This is a genomic window from Alkalihalobacterium sp. TH-98 (genome assembly GCF_057473385.1).
This window is the reverse complement of the sequence record NZ_JBYCKM010000045.1, coordinates 92529-111561: the sequence shown is the minus strand read 5'-3', so window position 1 is coordinate 111561 and position 19033 is coordinate 92529. Positions and strand designations below refer to the sequence as shown.

At 38.9% G+C, this 19033-nt stretch carries 15 protein-coding genes; 3 read left to right on the top strand and 12 right to left on the bottom strand.

The window, feature by feature from the left end; genetic code table 11:
* Positions 1–154: 154 nt before the first annotated feature.
* From AC2VNP_RS16185 to accC, 8 genes are all read right to left on the bottom strand, one after another.
* Entirely contained in the window at positions 155–1219 is a 1065-nt protein-coding gene (locus tag AC2VNP_RS16185; RefSeq protein ID WP_486918325.1) for an EAL domain-containing protein, read from the bottom strand.
* Positions 1220–1554: 335 nt separating this feature from the next.
* Positions 1555–2682, bottom strand: a complete 1128-nt coding sequence (gene meaB, locus AC2VNP_RS16180; protein WP_486918324.1) for a methylmalonyl Co-A mutase-associated GTPase MeaB — start codon at positions 2680–2682, stop codon at positions 1555–1557.
* The gene (gene scpA, locus AC2VNP_RS16175; protein WP_486918323.1) at positions 2675–4867 is read right to left on the bottom strand and encodes a methylmalonyl-CoA mutase; all 2193 of its coding nucleotides are present in this window, start codon (positions 4865–4867) and stop codon (positions 2675–2677) included. Before scpA ends, meaB begins: the two co-directional genes overlap by 8 nt.
* On the bottom strand, positions 4864–6966 hold the full coding sequence (locus AC2VNP_RS16170) for a methylmalonyl-CoA mutase family protein (protein WP_486918322.1): 2103 nt from the start codon (positions 6964–6966) through the stop codon (positions 4864–4866). Before AC2VNP_RS16170 ends, scpA begins: the two co-directional genes overlap by 4 nt.
* 160 nt (positions 6967–7126) lie before the next feature.
* The gene (locus AC2VNP_RS16165) at positions 7127–8671 is read right to left on the bottom strand and encodes an acyl-CoA carboxylase subunit beta (protein WP_486918872.1); all 1545 of its coding nucleotides are present in this window, start codon (positions 8669–8671) and stop codon (positions 7127–7129) included.
* Between the two features lie 46 nt (positions 8672–8717).
* Entirely contained in the window at positions 8718–9221 is a 504-nt protein-coding gene (accB, locus tag AC2VNP_RS16160; RefSeq protein WP_486918321.1) for an acetyl-CoA carboxylase biotin carboxyl carrier protein, read from the bottom strand.
* An 18-nt stretch (positions 9222–9239) separates the two neighbouring features.
* Complete coding sequence (locus tag AC2VNP_RS16155; RefSeq protein WP_486918320.1) at positions 9240–9869, bottom strand: TetR/AcrR family transcriptional regulator; 630 nt, start codon at positions 9867–9869, stop codon at positions 9240–9242.
* Positions 9870–9915: 46 nt separating this feature from the next.
* Positions 9916–11256 carry an acetyl-CoA carboxylase biotin carboxylase subunit gene (gene accC, locus AC2VNP_RS16150; protein WP_486918319.1) on the bottom strand — a complete coding sequence of 447 codons (1341 nt, stop codon included), beginning with the start codon at positions 11254–11256 and terminating at the stop codon, positions 9916–9918.
* Between the two features lie 664 nt (positions 11257–11920).
* On the opposite strand from accC, the gene AC2VNP_RS16145 reads away from it, so the two are divergent.
* The gene (locus AC2VNP_RS16145; RefSeq protein WP_486918318.1) at positions 11921–12124 is read left to right on the top strand and encodes a hypothetical protein; all 204 of its coding nucleotides are present in this window, start codon (positions 11921–11923) and stop codon (positions 12122–12124) included.
* A 119-nt stretch (positions 12125–12243) separates the two neighbouring features.
* Here AC2VNP_RS16145 and arsC read toward each other — a convergent pair whose 3' ends face one another.
* Genes arsC through AC2VNP_RS16130 form a run of 3 tightly spaced genes read right to left on the bottom strand, consistent with a single transcriptional unit; the run spans position 12244 to position 14426 of the window.
* A complete protein-coding gene (arsC, locus tag AC2VNP_RS16140; protein ID WP_275117148.1) occupies positions 12244–12663 on the bottom strand; it encodes an arsenate reductase (thioredoxin) in 420 nt (139 codons plus the stop codon).
* Positions 12664–12717: 54 nt separating this feature from the next.
* Complete coding sequence (locus AC2VNP_RS16135; protein ID WP_486918317.1) at positions 12718–14049, bottom strand: arsenic transporter; 1332 nt, start codon at positions 14047–14049, stop codon at positions 12718–12720.
* Between the two features lie 23 nt (positions 14050–14072).
* Entirely contained in the window at positions 14073–14426 is a 354-nt protein-coding gene (locus AC2VNP_RS16130) for an ArsR/SmtB family transcription factor (protein ID WP_486918316.1), read from the bottom strand.
* 157 nt (positions 14427–14583) lie between these two features.
* On the opposite strand from AC2VNP_RS16130, the gene arsD reads away from it, so the two are divergent.
* Positions 14584–14946, top strand: coding sequence for an arsenite efflux transporter metallochaperone ArsD (arsD, locus tag AC2VNP_RS16125; RefSeq protein WP_486918315.1), 363 nt, complete (start codon positions 14584–14586; stop codon positions 14944–14946).
* A 25-nt stretch (positions 14947–14971) separates the two neighbouring features.
* Positions 14972–16735: an arsenical pump-driving ATPase gene (gene arsA / locus AC2VNP_RS16120; RefSeq protein WP_486918314.1), complete on the top strand. Its 1764-nt coding sequence runs from the start codon at positions 14972–14974 to the stop codon at positions 16733–16735.
* Between the two features lie 110 nt (positions 16736–16845).
* Here arsA and AC2VNP_RS16115 read toward each other — a convergent pair whose 3' ends face one another.
* On the bottom strand, positions 16846–18879 hold the full coding sequence (locus tag AC2VNP_RS16115) for an ATP-dependent Clp protease ATP-binding subunit (RefSeq protein WP_486918313.1): 2034 nt from the start codon (positions 18877–18879) through the stop codon (positions 16846–16848).
* Between the last annotated feature and the right edge of the window lie 154 nt (positions 18880–19033).

Genomic DNA, 19033 nt, shown 5'->3' with positions numbered 1-19033 from the left:
TCCATTAGAACACAACATAAGAATGCTTATAGTAATAATTAATTAAGAAGTTTGCTATATCAAGAAAAATATTAGAACATAACAAAGAGGTGAAATCACTTATGATTTCCACCTCTTTTGATATTTGTCCTACTCCCATAATTAAATAGCAGTATTAAATATTTGTAATTAATTGATTTGAAACAGGAAAAGCTGAAGGTTTCCCAATCAAATAGCCTTGGGCAAGGTCAACGCCTATTTCTTTACAGTAAGTTAATTCTTCTTCTCTTTCAATTCCTTCCGCTAAAAGGGTGATCCCATTCGCATCTGCTACTTCTTGTATCGCTTTTAATTTTTGTTGTTTATTTTTGTCCATGTCACAATGATCGACTAAATGACGGTCAATTTTAGCAAAATTAGGATTAAGCTCCTTTAAAACTTCAATCGTTGAATAACCAGAACCAATATCATCTAATGCGACATGTACCCCATGCTGCTTATAGGTGCTGAAAATCTTTCTTAAATGATCGATATCTTTAATTTTCTCTGTTTCAACTACTTCAAAAACTAAGTCACTCGGATTTACATTAAATTGTTCTACGACTTTAAATGTACTCTTTAAACAATGATTAGGATCATAGATTGAAGAAGGTAAAAAATTTATAAATCGTTTTTGTCCTTCTTGTAAAAGCTTCGCACTCACTTCAATTGAACCAATTCTTGCTTGGCTGTCTAATAATGATTGCAACCCTGCTCGTTGTGAAAACGCAAAAAGCTCTCCAGGAAAGAAAGGAAAATGATTATCATTTGGTCTTAATAAAAATTCATATCCAAAAACATTCCCATCACCTAATTGAATAATCGGCTGAATATGATGCGAAAATTTTCGCTGATTAATGACCGTTACAAAGTCACGATGGCTAACCCGTTCGTGTAGTTGATCAAATGGTGCCATCGTTGGAAAGAGAACCGATTGTTTTTCTAGTTCGTTATCGATCCAGCTTCCAAACACCCCAGTTGAATTGCCTTGTAACAGAAGGTCAATATCATAAACCATCTGTTCTAGCATAGTAAAAGAATGATACCGTATTTTTAATACTTGCTTATCTGACTCAACCTCATATTTTTGTTTTATACCATTCTCTAAATCTAGAAAATTGGCTTCTATTTTGCAATAAATGAGTAGTGCTCCTTGCTCACTAAGATCTGGAAAGGAAGAGCAACTCGAACATACTTTCATCTTATAATCCTCCAAGTTTACCCTTTTTTTAAAAGCTGTGTAGTGAGATCCCATTTCAAATTCGAGATCAACACTTACTGTTAAGAACATACTAATCAAATCGTCCTTTCAACTAGTACATAATTCCAGTCACTAATGACCTAAAATAAGGTTCATATAAGTATTTTATCCTAAGTGAATAGTTAAAACCATGGGTGTTTTTAGTGAATTACGTAAGATAAAGTATAAATTTATTACTTAGTTACTATGTGATAACTAGATTGGCCGTATGAGCTAGAATAAAAAATGCGAGATACCTCTTGAAAGAGACACCTCGCATTTGAATGGACTTAAATCTAGTTCTGTTGATCATATATTTCGAGCAGTGACTGTACAGCTAGTGTTGGTGACGTTTGACCATTGATTAGCTGTTTTTCGATTAAAGGAAAGTTTTCTTTTACTTTTTCATTTTGATAAAAACGTGTTTTTAACTGATCTTCAATTAAGGTCTTCACCCAATCTAGCATTTGTTGTTTCCGACGCTCATCGAACACACCTGAGGATTTTGTGTCTTGCTCGTATTTTTGAATGACTTCCCATATATTTGGTACACCTTCACCTGACAAAGCAGAGACTGTATACGCTTGCGTTTCCCATCCTTTTGTTGCTGGTTGAAGAAAATGAAGTAACCGATTGTATTCGGCTCTTGCGTTTAAAGCCGCTTGCTTATTACTTCCATCTGCTTTATTAATAAAAATGGCATCCGCTATTTCCATAACGCCTTTCTTCATTCCTTGCAATTCATCACCAGCCCCGGTTAGCATAATCACAAGAAAGAAATCTACCATTGAACGGACGGTGATTTCACTCTGCCCAACACCTACCGTTTCAACAATAATAACGTCATAGCCCGCTGCTTCACATATTAGTAAAGTTTCACGGCTTTTTCTAGCTACCCCCCCTAATGTTCCACCAGCAGGAGACGGACGAACGTAAGCGTTTTGATTTCTTGAGAGATTTTCCATCCTCGTTTTATCTCCTAAGATACTTCCCTTCGATAAACTACTAGATGGATCAACAGCTAGTACAGCGACCTTATGTCCTTGATCACATAACATCGTGCCAAATGCTTCAATGAGCGTACTTTTTCCTGCTCCAGGCACACCAGTAAAACCAATACGAATGGATTTTCCCGTATACGGAATTAATTTTTTCAACACTTCTTGACCGAGCTGGATATGCTTTTGTGAGTTACTTTCAACTAGAGTAATGGCTTGAGCAATAATCGCGCGGTTACCTGCTAGTACTCCTTCTACATAGTCGTCAACAGAAAGCTGACGGCGACGAGGATACGTGCTCCCCGCCACCGTTTTTTTATTGCTTGTCATACCGTCATGGCCCCCTTCAGTTCCTTTTAGGTAGTGACTCGCATAACCTTCAGCTTGATCTGTTGCCCATTCAGGTCTAGATCTGTCGTTACTCATTGGTATCCTCGTAACCAAGTCGACGATTTACTTCTACTAATACTTTTTCAGCTGCAACTGGAATCACTGTTCCAGGTCCGAAAATAGCAGCAGCACCTTTTTCCTTTAAGTAATCGTAATCTTGCGCTGGAATAACTCCGCCAATTACAACTGCGATATCGCCGCGTCCAAGACGCTCTAACTCAGCAACTACTTGTGGTAAAAGTGTTTTATGACCAGCTGCTAACGAACTTACACCTAATACGTGTACGTCGTTTTCAACTGCTTGTAACGCTGCTTCTTCCGGCGTTTGGAATAACGGTCCGATATCAACGTCAAACCCTAAATCAGCAAATGCAGTTGAAATAACTTTTGCACCTCGGTCATGTCCATCTTGGCCCATTTTAGCAACCATAATTCTCGGTCTGCGTCCTTCGCGCTCTTCAAACTCGTCTGTCATTTCACGAACGACCTTCACTTGTTCTGCATCCCCAAACTCTGAACTATATACACCGCTAATCGACCTAATCACCGCCTTATGTCTTCCTGCTACTTTTTCAATCGCATCAGAAATTTCACCTAAGCTAGCACGTACGCGAGCTGCTTCAACCGAAAGCTCTAGTAAGTTTCCTTTACCTGTTTCCGCTGCTTGAGTAATAGCATTTAAGGCTGCATCCACTTTTGCTTGATCGCGTTCAGCTCTTAATTTTTCAAGTCGACGGATTTGCGCTTCTCTAACTGCCGTATTATCAATATCAAGAATTTCAATTGGATCTTCTTTTTCTAGTCGATACTTGTTCACACCGATAATTGATTCTTTACCCGAGTCAATATGAGCTTGACGTCTTGCCGCGGCTTCTTCAATACGCATTTTCGGAAGGCCTGTTTCAATCGCCTTTGACATACCGCCAAGTTCTTCGATTTCTTGAATATGAGCCCATGCTTTTTGAACGAGTTCAGCTGTTAACGATTCAACGTAATATGAACCACCCCAAGGATCTAAGACATTTGTAATTCCTGTTTCATCTTGAAGGTAGAGTTGCGTATTACGAGCAATTCGAGCTGAGAAATCAGTTGGTAAGGCGATCGCTTCATCTAATGCATTGGTGTGTAAAGATTGGGTATGACCTAATGCTGCAGCCATCGCTTCAATACAAGTTCGTGTTACGTTATTAAATGGATCTTGCTCCGTTAAGCTCCATCCTGATGTTTGTGAATGAGTACGGAGTGCTAATGCTTTCTCATTTTTAGGATTAAACTGTTTCATCAGTTTCGCCCAGATGAGTCGTCCTGCTCTCATCTTAGCTACTTCCATGTAATAGTTCATTCCGATCGCCCAGAAGAAGGATAAGCGTGGTGCGAATTTATCGACATCAATACCTGCTTTTAATCCCGTCTTAACGTATTCCAAACCGTCTGCTAACGTATAGCCTAATTCGATGTCAGCTGTAGCACCAGCTTCTTGCATGTGGTAACCGGAAATACTAATGCTATTGAATTTAGGCATATACTTGGACGTGTATTCAAAGATGTCTGCAATGATTTTCATTGACATTTCAGGACCGTAAATATACGTATTACGTACCATGTATTCTTTTAAAATATCATTTTGAATCGTTCCAGAAAGAAGTTCCTGCTTAACACCTTGCTCCTCAGCGGCAACGATATAGAAAGCCATAACAGGCAGAACAGCACCATTCATTGTCATCGAAACAGACATTTGATCTAGTGGAATACCGTCAAATAAGATCTTCATATCTAAGATCGAGTCAACAGCAACCCCGGCTTTACCAACGTCACCAACAACACGCGGGTGGTCCGAGTCGTAACCGCGGTGAGTGGCTAAGTCAAACGCTATGGATAGACCTTTTTGTCCCGCTGCTAGGTTACGTCTGTAAAACGCATTACTTTCTTCTGCAGTTGAAAATCCAGCATATTGACGAACGGTCCAAGGACGTGCTTTATACATCGCTGGATACGGTCCTCTAAAGAAAGGCGCGATCCCTGCTACATAGTCAAGGTGTTTCATCCCATCCGTATCTTCTTTTGTATAAAGAGGCTTCACATCGATTTTTTCTGTCGTGTGAAACGTTAATTCTTCTAATGAAGCACCTGCCGTCTGTTCTGCTTGCTTGCGCCAGTTGTTTAAATTAGAAGCAGGTTTGTCTGCTGTAAAAGAAATATTCGTAAAATCTGGCTTCGTCATCCTTTAACAACTCCTTTCTCAACTTGAAGCTTACGTAAAACTTCATAACAGTTGGAACGAAGATGAACGAATTCGTCTACACCAGCATTACGATAATTCACTTCATCTTCCTCAGCCGGCTTACCAGCAATCATAACTGTAACCTCTTTATTATCTTGTTTGATTGATTGAGCAATATCAGCAGCTTGCTCTTGATAGCTTTCATCTTTACCACAGATGACGACAACACTTGCCTTTGAGTCAACCGCTGCTTGAGCTGCTTCAGCACTTGTCATAAAGCCATTATTTCGGATCACTTCAAACCCGCCTACCTCAAAGAAACCTGCAGTAAAATCTGCACGAGCCTTATGGCTAGGGATTGGTCCAAGGTTTGCAAGGAATACTTTAATCGTTTCACCTTGTTCTTTTGCATACAGTTCATTGGCTTGGCGAAGCTCTTCAAACAGTTCTGCACCTCTGCTAGCAACGATCGGTTCAATCACAAGACTGCTTTCTGTTTGACGTAAACCGCTTGCAAGATCAGCTACCGATGCACCGTTAAGTGCAAATTGAACAGCTTGATGAACTGTATTTGTTTCAGCTGTGAATTTAACAGGTACTACTGCAGCATTCAATTTTTCACTAACATATTGCTCGACCTGCTCTGTGTCATCTTCTGGTACGACATCAATTGCTTTTTCAGTCGTATTAGCATACATGTTTGTTCCAACAAAAATGTCTTTACGTTGTGCAATGTTATTTAGACGGCTCGCTTTCGTTTCTGCGACTTTCTGTTGCGGCATTCCAGCTTTTAATGCCTCGATAATCCCACCTGTTTGTTCAACTTGTTGGAAGAGTGCCCATGCTTTTTCTGCCAGCTCATTCGTTAGCACTTCAACGTACCAAGATCCGCCAGCTGGATCCGCCGTTTTTCCAATATGAGATTCTTCTTGTAGAATAATTGAGATATTACGAGCAATTCGACGAGAGAACGGTGTTGATTTTTGAATTGGCTCATCAAATGGACTCACGTGGATACTATCAGCACCGCCAACTGCAGCTGCAAATGCTTCTGAAGTCGTTCTAAGCATATTTACATACGGATCGTATTTTGTTTTCGTCCACGAAGATGTTCGTGCATGCATAGTAAGAGTTCCATCCCTTTCATCCCCGCCAAATGCCGTCACAACTTGAGACCAAAGGATGCGCGCTGCTCTTAACTTACTAATTTCCATAAAATAATCAGAGCCAACTGAGAACACAAAGCGAATCGATTTCGCTGCATCCTTAACTGAAACCCCGCGAGAAGTAAGTGCCTGTAAGTACTCAACTCCTGTAGCTAAAGCCAATGCCAACTCTTCAACAGCACTGCTTCCACCATTATGATATGGCGTTCCTTCTACAAGTACAGTTTGAAGAGACGGTGCATTTTCAGCTGACCATTTCACTGTATCTGCCATCACGTTATAACACTCTTCTAATGTATACTCAATGGAACCATTTTCAACTAATTGTCCAACCGGGTCCATTCCTACTACACCTTGTAGTTGTGAAACTTCGATATTGTTCTTTTTCGCTGCGGCTATAAGAACTGCTAGTACTGGTACCGAATTAGCTCCTGCGTGAATATGAACAGGTATATTCGCTAGATCGATGTCTTCAATTGCCGTTTGCATGTCTTCTGCATTAGTGACATTTAATCCTGAGTGACCGATCAATTGTTTAGCTTCTTCTAAGCTCATCCCTTTTTTAGTAACCTCATCTAAAACGATATTTAATGCTGTTTGACCACGCGATAAGTCGTGTTTAGCTACAAGATTAAACTGTTTAGGTGTTGATGTTGTAAGCTCTTGACTTATTTCCCATGCTTTTTCTTTAGAAGGGACAGCCCCAGCTCCTCTTAAGAATGGACTTTGTCCAGGAAGTGAATCGATAAAAGGTAGATCTTGTGTATCTTTTTGCTGATACATCGGCTGCAAGGAAATTCCTTCATACGTTTTAGTTACTAACTTTTTTTCAAAAGAAGCACCTTTTAATGACTTTTCCGTTACTTGACGCCATTCATCATAGGATGGTACCGGAAATTCCCAAAATGGTTCTAATGCTTTTTTGTCTTCCATAATAGTTGCGGTAAGCACTCCAATGAATACTTACCGCTCTCTCCCTTCTTATTATGATACTATCAAACGATTTACTCCGTCCGACCGATTCGGCACTCTCCACTTGTTCTATCTATATATATAAACTACTTTAGGTCCCTCTCCTGCCCGCACTCTTTTTTTATAGCGGGATGTTTCCGTGTTTCTTTTTCGGTAAGGATTTCTTTTTATTTTTAAGCATATCTAGTGCATTTGCTAAGCTCTTTCTCGTGTCACGCGGGTCGATAACATCATCGACAATTCCGTTCGCCGCTGCAACATAAGGATTAGCAAAACGCTCGCGATACTCTTGGATTTTTGCTGCTCTCGTTGCTTCTGGGTCATCACTTTCACGAATTTCTTTTGCAAAAATAATGTTTGCTGCACCTTCTGGACCCATTACCGCAATCTCTGCATTCGGCCAAGCAAATACTAGATCGGCTCCAATTGCTTTACTGTTTAGTGCAACATACGCACCACCAAAAGCTTTACGAAGAATGACTGTAATCTTTGGCACTGTTGCTTCGGAATATGCGTATAAGATTTTTGCACCGTGACGAATAATTCCGCCGTGTTCTTGTTGAACACCTGGAATAAATCCACTAACATCTTCAAACGTAATGATCGGAATATTAAAGCAATCACAGAAACGAATGAAGCGTGAACATTTATCAGAAGAGTCGATGTCAAGTCCACCAGCCATCATTTTTGGATTGTTTGCTACAATCCCTACTGTTTCACCGTTAATACGGCCAAAACCATTTACGATATTCTTCGCAAACTTAGGCTGGACTTCCATAAACTCACCATCATCAAGAATTAAAGTAAGAACCTTACGAACATCGTAAACCTTTGTTCCATCAACAGGAACGACTTCAAGTAATTCATCGATTCGCTCATTTAAAGGCTTTTTCTCTTTCGGCTCTACTACTGGTGGTTTTTGTTCGTTATTTGGTGGTAAATAACTGATTAACTTGCGAACTTCTTGTAAAACTTCCTCTTCAGAAGCTGCTGTAAAATGAGCATTACCACTAACTGAGGAGTGAACACGAGCTCCCCCTAAATCTTCCGCATTAATTTTAGCTCCTGTTACACTTTCAATAACTTTTGGACCTGTAATAAACATTTGACTTGTTTTTTCTACCATGAACACAAAATCTGTGATCGCAGGAGAGTACACAGCTCCACCCGCACAAGGTCCCATAATGACTGAAATTTGTGGTATAACCCCAGAATAAATAGAGTTACGGTAGAAGATATGGCCATATCCATCTAGTGAAAGTACCCCTTCTTGAATACGAGCTCCACCTGAGTCATTTAAGCCGATGAACGGTGCACCGTTTTCAGCAGCTAAATCCATCACTTTTGCGATTTTTTGAGCATGCATCTCACCTAAAGCTCCGCCAAACACGGTGAAGTCTTGGGCAAATAAGAAAACGAGACGACCATCCACTTTTCCGTACCCCGTTACAACACCTTCACCAGGTGCTTCCGTCATACCAAATTCAGCACTTCTTGTTTCAGTGAAAGGATTGATTTCTACAAATGTATCCTCATCAAGAAGTAGGTCGATACGCTCACGAGCCGTTAACTTACCTTTTGCATGTTGCGCTTCAATTCGATCTTCACCACCACCAAGTCTAACCTTTTCGCGGCGTTCTTCCATAATATCGAGTTTATCAAACATGTCCATCGTCTATTCCTCCATTCTGATCGGTATTTATGTTCTGCTATTAAGAAAGTTTAACGAGGAATAAAGGTTGACCGTACTCTACTAATTGGCCGTTCTCTACTAATACTTCAACAATTTCACCGTTAATTTCTGCTTCTAATTCGTTCATTAACTTCATTGCTTCAACGATACAAACAACACTTTCTTGTGTTACTTTATCACCAGCTTTTACATATGGATCAGAGTCAGGTGATGGAGCAGAATAGAATGTTCCTACCATTGGTGAAGTAATCTTATGAAGGTTTGCATCTTCTACAACTGGTGCTGCTGCTTCTGGTTGTTTCTCTTCTTGAACTGGTGCTGCTGGCGCTGGTGCCGCTGCTGGTGCAGGCGTTGGTGCTGGTGCTGCTACTGGTGCTGCTGTTTCAACAGGTGCTACGAATTCTGTTGTCGTACCACGTTTAATCGTAACTTCTTGTTTTCCTTCACCTTTAATTGTTAATTCTGTAATAGTAGATTTGTCAACCGCACGGATAAGTTCTTTAAGATCAGTAATTTTAAACATGTAAAACACTCCTTAGTATTAGTTTGATTGATTTTTTAGGAAAAAGCGTTGATATTCTTGTTTCTCAAGCGCTTCTTTTGTAAGTATTGAATGCATAACAAAATCTGCATAAATGGAAGCTATTTCCTCAATTGAATATCGTCCATTCGATTTATACCATTTATAGGTCCAGTTAATCATCCCGAAAATGCCCATCGACGTAATTGGTACAGGGAGTTCTGGACGAAATTCACCTTTATCTATACCTTCTTTTACAACCTTAAACATCATTTCTTTATAGCGATCACGCTTTTGTTTTATCGATTGAAAATAATCTGGTGCTAAATATAAGCTTTCTTGATAAAAGACTGTAACGTGTGGTCTGTACATATCAAACATCATCACAAACGATTTAACAGTTTCGTATAATATTTCAGCTGGAGTATTATAGGTTTGGTAGGCTTCTTCCGCTTTGTCTAATACATACGTGATAAATGAATCATGGATGGTATAGAGTAATTCGTCTTTAGATTTAAAATTGTGATAGAAACCACCCTTGGAAGTACCACTCGCTTTTGCTATTTTATCAACTGTAACTGCATGAAATCCGTTTTCCTCAAATAAATGAAGGGCTGCTTCAGTTATTCGCTCCTTAGTTGATTGTGTCATTACTATTCACCTACCATTTCTGACGGCCGACCGTAGGAAACAAGTATTAAACTTTATTTTTTTCTAAAAACTTTGTATCAAAGTTACCAGAAATAAAGTCTGGATGTTCTAATAGTCGAAGGTGAAACGGTATCGTCGTTTCAACACCATCTATAACAAATTCATTAAGTGCTCGTTTCATTCTCGCGATAGCTTCTTCGCGGTCTCTACCATGAACGATTAACTTTGCAATCATTGAATCATAGAATGGTGTTATCGTATAGCCCGGATATACCGCACTATCAACTCGAACACCTAACCCACCTGGTGGTAAGTACATTTCAATCGTTCCTGGTGATGGCATAAAGTTCTTATCTGGGTTTTCCGCATTAATACGGCATTCAATTGACCACCCATCAATTTGAATATCTTCTTGAGTAAATGAAAGTTTTTCACCACTCGCTACTAATATTTGTTCCTTTATTAAGTCTACCCCTGTTACTAATTCAGATACAGGATGCTCAACTTGAATACGAGTATTCATTTCCATGAAGTAAAAGTTTTTATGTTTATCTAATAAAAATTCTACCGTACCAGCACCGCAGTAGTTAACAGCTTGAGCTGCTTTTAAAGCGGCTTCACCCATCTTTGTACGTAGTTCTTCATCAAGTGCTGGTGATGGTGCTTCTTCAATTAATTTTTGGTGTCGACGTTGAATAGAGCAATCGCGCTCCCCTAGATGGACAACATTTCCGAAACTATCACCTATAATTTGGATTTCAACGTGGCGAGGCTCTTCAACAAACTTTTCTAAATAAACACCAGGGTTACCGAAAGCGGTTTCAGCTTCTTGCTGAGCCATCGAAATTGCCTTCTGTAGATCATCCTCAGTCTGAGCTACACGCATTCCTTTACCGCCGCCGCCTGCTGTTGCTTTAACCATAACAGGGAAGCCGATATCTCTAGCAGTAACCATTGCATCGTCAATATCTTCAATAATTCCATCCGTACCAGGTACGATTGGAACACCTGCTGCTTGCATTGTATCACGAGCAACTGCTTTTGCACCCATCTTATTGATCGCTTCTGGTGAAGGACCGATAAATGTAATATTATGCTCTGCACATTTCTCAGCAAAATCAGCATTTTCTGCTAAAAACCCATATCCTGGGTGGATAGCATCTGTTCCAGTACTCACTGCAACACTTAATAGATTAATCATATTTAAGTAACTTTTACTTGAAAGGTGTGGTCCAATGCAATATGCTTCATCTGCTAAGTGGACGTGCAATGCTTCTTTGTCTGCTTCTGAATAAACAGCTACTGTCTCTATACCTAATTCTCTACAAGCACGGATAACTCGAACAGCGATTTCTCCTCGATTGGCAATCAATACCTTTTTAAACATTCTCTCACCCTTTTTCCGCTTCTTTAGCCTTCTTATTATCAAGACCGACTAGTCAGTCTGTATACCTGAATTTTAAGAAAATTAACGAGAATTGTCAAGATATTGTTTGAAACTAGTTCTTTTCTTGTTACCGTTAACAAATTACCTATACTAAGTTAACGATTTATCATTTGTAAAGACTAGTTGTATGAAAAGGTAATCTTCATAAACTATTAACAACCTATTGGTTAACATAGTTTTTATGTCTACTCATTTTTTTGGATTAAATTTTTTTGTTTTTTAACTTATTAGGTAAAACTTGGACGTATTTATAACCCTATTTTAATAATATTACTAATCTCTCTAGATTGCTGTCTGTTGTTAATTGACGTTTCGTATGAAGATCAACTCTGTGCAAAAAAGTTTTATTTACATAACTTTTACATTAACTTTATATTTCTTTTTCCCCTTTTTTTCATAATTTGTGTCGAATTTACATAAATTTAAACTGTAAACCCTTTCACCATTTCCCTTAACAGCTAATACATATATAGTACATATACTTATTGATATCCTCTTGTGGTCTTCATTTGGAATTTCCTTCAAATTATTGATCACATATATAGACTATTTCGACAACATATGCTAATAATAGTTAAAAACAGTAAAGGAATTAATTTTATTTATGAATAATAAAGGAAAGGTGATGACTGTGGGCTACAATGCTATGAAAATGAAAAAGTTGTTGGAAGTGGATCGATTTTTACATGGTGCGTATGAAGATGTGAAAGATAAAGTAGGCTGTGAAGATACTGCACTTGAAATGGTCTTTCAAACATACGTCATGAAAGAAAAAATTCTTCAAAATGCTTACGTTCATCTTACGTAATCCTGAGAATATTTCATGAATGACATCCTTAAGATCAACCTCTCAAAAGATATAAAGAAAGAATAAAGAAGCATCCAAACTCTTCAAAAAGTTAGGATGCTTCTATTTTTAGTTCCCTATTACTTTCCAGTTTCGGCAAACGTCTGAATACGTTCCCCTATTTCATCACGAACTCTTTGGAAAAAAGCCCACTTTTCTTCTTCAGTTCCTTCAGCTTTAGCTGGATCATCGAACCCCCAATGAACTCTTTCTCTATTTGGCGGTGTCGCTGGACATACATCATTGGCATGACCACAAAGAGTAACAATCATATCTGCCTTATTAAGAATTTCAGGATCGATGATATCAGAGGTTTGCGATGTAATATCCACATCGATTTCTTTCATTGCTTTAATCGCGTTTGGGTTAACACCGTGTGCTTCAATCCCAGCTGAATATACCTCCCACTTGTCTCCTAAATATTTTTTTCCAAATCCTTCTGCCATTTGGCTACGACAAGAATTCCCTGTACAAAGAAAATAGATAATTGGTTTACTCATGATTTTATCTCCTTCGAAATTAGATTTTAATTTTCAGTGTAATTATTTATTTCTTTAACCTATTAGTAATAACCATAGGTACAAGCCTAGTAACGTAATAAACAATGTAGGGATTGTAATGACAATTCCTACTTTGAAATAGTAACCCCAGCTAATTTTTACTCCTTTTGTAGCAAGAACATGAAGCCAGAGTAACGTTGCTAATGAACCAATCGGGGTAATCTTTGGTCCAAGGTCAGATCCAATTATATTTGCATAAATTAACGCTTCTCTCAAGACGCCGGTCGCTTGTGTGTCAGCAATTGCTAACGCATTGATCATTACCGTTGGCATATTGTTCATAAAGGATGAGAGGATGGCTGCAATAAAGCCCATTGACATTGTCGCTGCAAACAGCCCTTGATCGGCACTCGCATCTAACACTTGAGCTAATACGTCTGTTAGTCCAACATTTCGTAAACTGTAAACGACGACATACATACCGATTGAGAATACAACAATGGTCCACGGTGCCCCTTTCATTACAGAAGTTGTGTTAACGGCTGGACTTCTTCTAGCCATAATTAAGAAGAAGATCGCAATAACTCCTGCAATAAATGAAACTGGGAAGTGTTCTACTTGGCCAGTCACCGGATTCGTCCACGAAATAAATTCACTTACGAAATAACCCACTAGAAGAAGACCTAAGACAAACCAAGATAATCTAAACATTCTATGATCCTTAATTGCTTCATGTGGGATCTTTAATTGATGCATATCATACTGCTTCGGGATATCTTTTCTAAAATACAAGTACAGGACAATAATACTTGCTGCAAGTGAAAATAAATTCGGTACGATCATACGTGTTGCATACTCTACAAAGCCAATGCCAAAGAAATCGGCTGAGACGATATTTACAAGGTTACTTACTATTAAAGGTAAACTCGTTGAATCGGCAATAAATCCACTCGCCATAATAAAAGGTAAAATCATCGCTTCTTTGAAGTTCAATGCCCGCACCATGGCTAATACAATTGGAGTTAAAATGAGTGCTGCTCCATCATTCGCAAAGAAAGCAGCTACCAAAGATCCGAGTAAAGCTACGTACACAAACATTCGGACCCCGTTCCCATCAGCAAATCTCGCCATATGTAACGCAGACCATTCAAAAAATCCAATCTCATCAAGAATTAGTGAAATAATAATAATCGCTATAAATGTTAATGTCGCATTCCACACAATGCCTGTTACTGTTAATACGTCTCCAAAATCAACGACACCAACAAGTAACGCTAACGCAGCTCCGATCGAAGCTGACCACCCGATCGATAACCCTCTTGGTTGCCAGATGACTAGCGTTAACGTGAGTATGAATATCACTGTTGCTAAAATAATAGGTGTCACGTTTCTTCTCTCCTTTTAAATGGTTAATCACATTGAATAATACGTAATCCACACGCTTCCAATTGATCTAGCTTCTCTCTTTGTGATGGAACGTGCTTTAACAAACTTTCAATCATAGGGTAATACGTGTTCGTTTTATCTAATGAATAAAAGATCCATTGTCCTTTTCTTCTTTCCTTTACTAATCCAGCATCTCTTAATTTCCTTAAATGTTGACTGATGGATGGTTGACTCATCTCGAAAATTTCAACCATCTCACAAACACAGCATTCACTTTCAAATAGGAGTGCTATCATTGTAAGTCTTGTTTTATCCCCTAAAAGCTTTAGAACATTGGAGAGCTTATCTATTTCAACCCCTTGAGAAATTTCATTCATGAACGGTACCCCTTTCCTCTTAATAACAATTGAAATTATAGAGAAAATATAGACATAAACTTTTCACACCACAAATGTTGTAAATATTCCCTACAACCATTATTATATAAGCATATACTTATATGTCAATTTATTTATTTGTAAAGGAGATGTAAATATGTCGTTAAAACTTGAAATTTTTGATCCTGCTCTCTGTTGTTCCACTGGGGTGTGCGGACCTAGTGTTGATCCTGAATTAACTCGAATGGCAAAAGATATTCATACGTTGCAAAAAAACAACATTGATGCTGTCCGCTATAATTTATCTCAAAATGCCGAACCTTATGTAACGACCGAAGTAGTGAGCCAGTTATTAGATGATGAAGGAACGGATGCCTTACCTGCTACACTCGTTAATGGAGAGCTGAAGAAAAAAGGCAGCTACCCTACAGCAGCCGAGCTGTCAGAATGGACGGGGCTCCCAATCGAGACATTCGTTACAAAACCTAAGTCATTTAAAATCGATTTAGAAATTAAATAATATGGCCATAAAAGGAGTTCTTTAAATGGATGCATTCCAGCCGATTGTCGCTGTCAATACAAGGTATTTGTTTTTCACCGGAAAAGGTGGTGTTGGAAAAACAACGACAGCTGCTGCTACAGCTGTTCATCTTGCCCACTCTGGCAAAAAGGTTCTTATTATTAGTACTGATCCTGCCTCTAACCTGCAAGATGTATTTGAAACCGAACTATCTCAAGACCCTTTAGAACTTTCAGCTTGCCCTGGTCTTTTTGCCGCTAACCTTGATCCTGAACAGGCTGCTGCCACTTATCGTGAAAAAGTGATTGGTCCCTATCGTGGAAAGTTACCTGAAGCGGCGATTACCAATATGGAGGAACAATTGTCTGGGGCATGTACAGTGGAAATTGCCGCATTTGATGAGTTTACAAATGTGCTTGCAAACAGTGAACTAACAAACTCGTTTGATCATATTATTTTTGATACGGCTCCAACGGGACATACGTTACGCTTACTGCAATTGCCAACGGCTTGGAGTTCTTTTTTAGATGATAGTACTCACGGCGCTTCATGCTTAGGTCCTCTTTCTGGTCTACAAGAAAAGAAGGCATTATACGAGCAAACCGTTAATGTATTGTCTAATAAGGAAAAGACTTCGATCTATCTTGTAGCTCGTCCAGATTATTCTTCATTACACGAAGCTGCTCGTGCTGCCATCGAGCTCAAGGAGATTGGTATATGTAATCAATCGTTTATCATCAATGGGCTGTTTCAACCTAAACAAGAAGATGATTTAATTGCTAACGCATTACATGCCAAGCAACAAAAGGCATTACATTCACTGCCAGAACAAATTGTTCACCATAAAACCTTTTATTTACCACTCGTCCCATTTTCTTTAACAGGGATGAACTCCTTAACCAAGCTATTTTCTAATGAAACACTAGACATTTTAAAAAGGGAGATCACCACTGCACCTGCTCTTCCACCACTAAACGAATTAATTGAAGATCTTGCTAAACATAGGAAAGGCGTTATTATGACAATGGGTAAAGGTGGAGTTGGCAAGACAACGACAGCTATAGCTATCGCACTTGGTCTCGTTGAAAAAGGGTTTCCAGTCCATTTAACAACAACCGACCCAGCCGCTCATCTTCAATTCATATTGAATGATCATACTGCTTATGAACATTTATCCGTCAGTCGAATTGATCCAGAAGTCGAAGTGGAGAAATATAAAGAAGAAGTGTTGAATAAGGTAGCAAATGACTTAGATGAAGATAGCCTCGCTTATATTAAAGAAGACCTCGAATCTCCTTGTACCGAGGAAATTGCCGTATTCCGTGCATTTGCAGAAGTTGTTCATAAGGGGCAAGATGCTTTTGTTGTCGTTGACACTGCACCAACTGGGCATACTCTGCTGCTATTAGATGCTGCCGAATCATATCATCGTGAAGTAACTCGCTCTAGCGGCGACATGCCCGAAGCGGTTCGTTCCCTGTTACCACGATTAAAAGATCCAAACGAAACTACGGTTGTTCTTGTAACACTTCCCGAAGCAACTCCAGTCTTTGAAGCCTCGAGACTGCAAGCTGATTTAAAAAGAGCAGGTATCATACCAAAGCGGTGGATCATTAATCAAAGTTTCTATGGTACGGATACACGAGATCCGGTTCTTTTAGAGCGCGCGAATTCTGAATTAAGATGGATCGACCGTGTTAGTGAAGAATTAGCAGAGCAAACTGTACTAATTCCTTGGCAAAAGGAAGAGCTCATTGGCTTAGAGCAATTGAAAGCATTGATAAAGTAACCTTTAGCTTTTCAGCAAGTGCACGAGCAACTTGTCCACCAAATGGTGGTAGCTTCCCTATAAAAAAATCGTATTGGAGTAATTCCAATACGATTTTTCACTTTCATTTTTTATTTTTTGTACACAACAATCTGCTTTTCTTTTACGTCTACTTTCACAGCCTTTACATCTTCCTCATCGATAATTAAATCGACAATTGGATCTTCAATCTTTTCTTGGATCGCTCTTCTCAAAGGACGAGCCCCAAAGTTTGGATCGTATCCTTTTTCTACAATCATTTCTTTTGCAGCGTTTGTAATCTCAATATTCAATGATTGTTCTGCTGCTTTTTTATACACATCTTCGAGCATTAAATTAACAATTTGCATTAGATGTTCTTTTTCTAGCTGATTAAAGTGGACTGTGGAGTCAATTCGGTTTAGAAACTCCGGCTTGAAGTACTGGTCGAGTAGCTTAGCATTACTTGTCATAACAATAACTGTATCTTTAAAGCTCACAGTTCGGCCATGACTGTCTGTAAGTCTTCCATCTTCAAGTATTTGCAAGAAGAGGTGTTGAACTTCAGGATGTGCTTTTTCCATTTCATCTAGTAAAACGATACTATAAGGCTTTCTGCGAATTTGTTCCGTTAACTGTCCCGCTTCTTCATGCCCTACATAACCAGGTGGTGAGCCAATCAATTTAGAAACCGTGTGCTTTTCCAGATACTCACTCATATCTAATCGAATAAGAGCGTCTCTACTTCCAAATAGTTCTTCAGCCAATACTTTTGTTAGTTCTGTTTTTCCTACCCCTGTTTGACCTACAAACATGAAAGAGGCAATCGGACGATTTGATCGACTAAAGCCTGCACGATTTCTTCGGATCGCTTTCGCTACCGCTTCGACAGCCGCAGCTTGACCAATAACTTTATTTGCGAGTTGAACTTGTAAATTTCTTAGCTTTTCTTGCTCACTTTGTTGTAGTTTTCGAACAGGGATGCCCGTTTTCTTTTCAATTAAAAGTTGAATGTCTTCAACCGTTACCACTGGGTCATTATTTTCTGCATGTTTTAGCTTTTCTTCTAATTGTAGTTCTTCTTGACGTAATTTCGCGGCTGTTTCATAGTCTTCTTTTTCAGCAGCCTTTACTTTATCCTTTTGAATAACTTCTAACCTTGCTTCAATATCTGCTTGTTTATTGATCGCATCTTTTAAATTACGTTTTGAACCTGCTTCATCCAGTAAATCGATGGCCTTATCTGGGAGTTGTCGATCTTGTATGAAACGATGTGATAGTTCAACGCAAGTCTTAATAACTTCTTCAGGATATTTTACACCGTGGTAAGCTTCATATTTTGGTGCTAATCCTATTAATATCGTAATCGCATCATCTACAGACGGTTCATTGACAATGATCGGTTGAAAACGTCTTTCAAGTGCGCCGTCTTTTTCAATATCTCGGTACTCTTTAAGAGTTGTTGCCCCAATGACTTGGATTTGTCCGCGGGCTAACGCAGGTTTCAGCATATTTCCTGCATCCATTGAACCTTCTGTCTTTCCTGCACCAACGAGCTGATGAATTTCATCAATAAAAAGAACTGTATTTTGGTTTGCTTCTAACTCAGCTAAAAGCTGCTTCATTCGTTCTTCAAACTGTCCACGATAAGAAGTTCCTGAGATAAGTGAAGCGACATCCAGTGATATGATTTCTTTATTTCGTAATTTTGATGGTACGTCTCCTTCAATAATCTTTAGGGCAAGTCCTTCAGCAATGGCTGTTTTTCCGACTCCAGGCTCCCCAATAAGGACTGGGTTATTTTTATTACGGCGATTTAAGATTTCTGTCACTTGTTCGATTTCATCTTCGCGTCCTATTACTGGGTCAATCATTCCCGTTTTAGCAATCTCAGTTAAGTTTCTTCCAAATTGTTTGAGTACACTCGTTTTTTCAGGTTCGGTATTGCATGATCCTGTTGAGCAATTCTCACTGTCGCTATTTGCACCGTAATCATAGTTAGACGTTGAAAACATTGCACTGCTTTTAGCTCCCTTACGAATTTCCTCATAACATGGGGAACATACCGTTAATTCTTTTCTTTGACCATTGACTTCTACTTGTAAAAAAACAGTCGCTTTACGGCTTTGGCATTTTGTACACTTCATTTTTATCACTCCTTTTTAGTGTGGTCGTTTTTTGTGTTTGACTTTGACTAACTTTGACCTTTTGTTAATTTTAATATATAACAAATGACTATAAATGGCAACTACTTTTTTGACCAATTTTGACCTTTATTTTCACCTTGTTTTTATTTTGTTA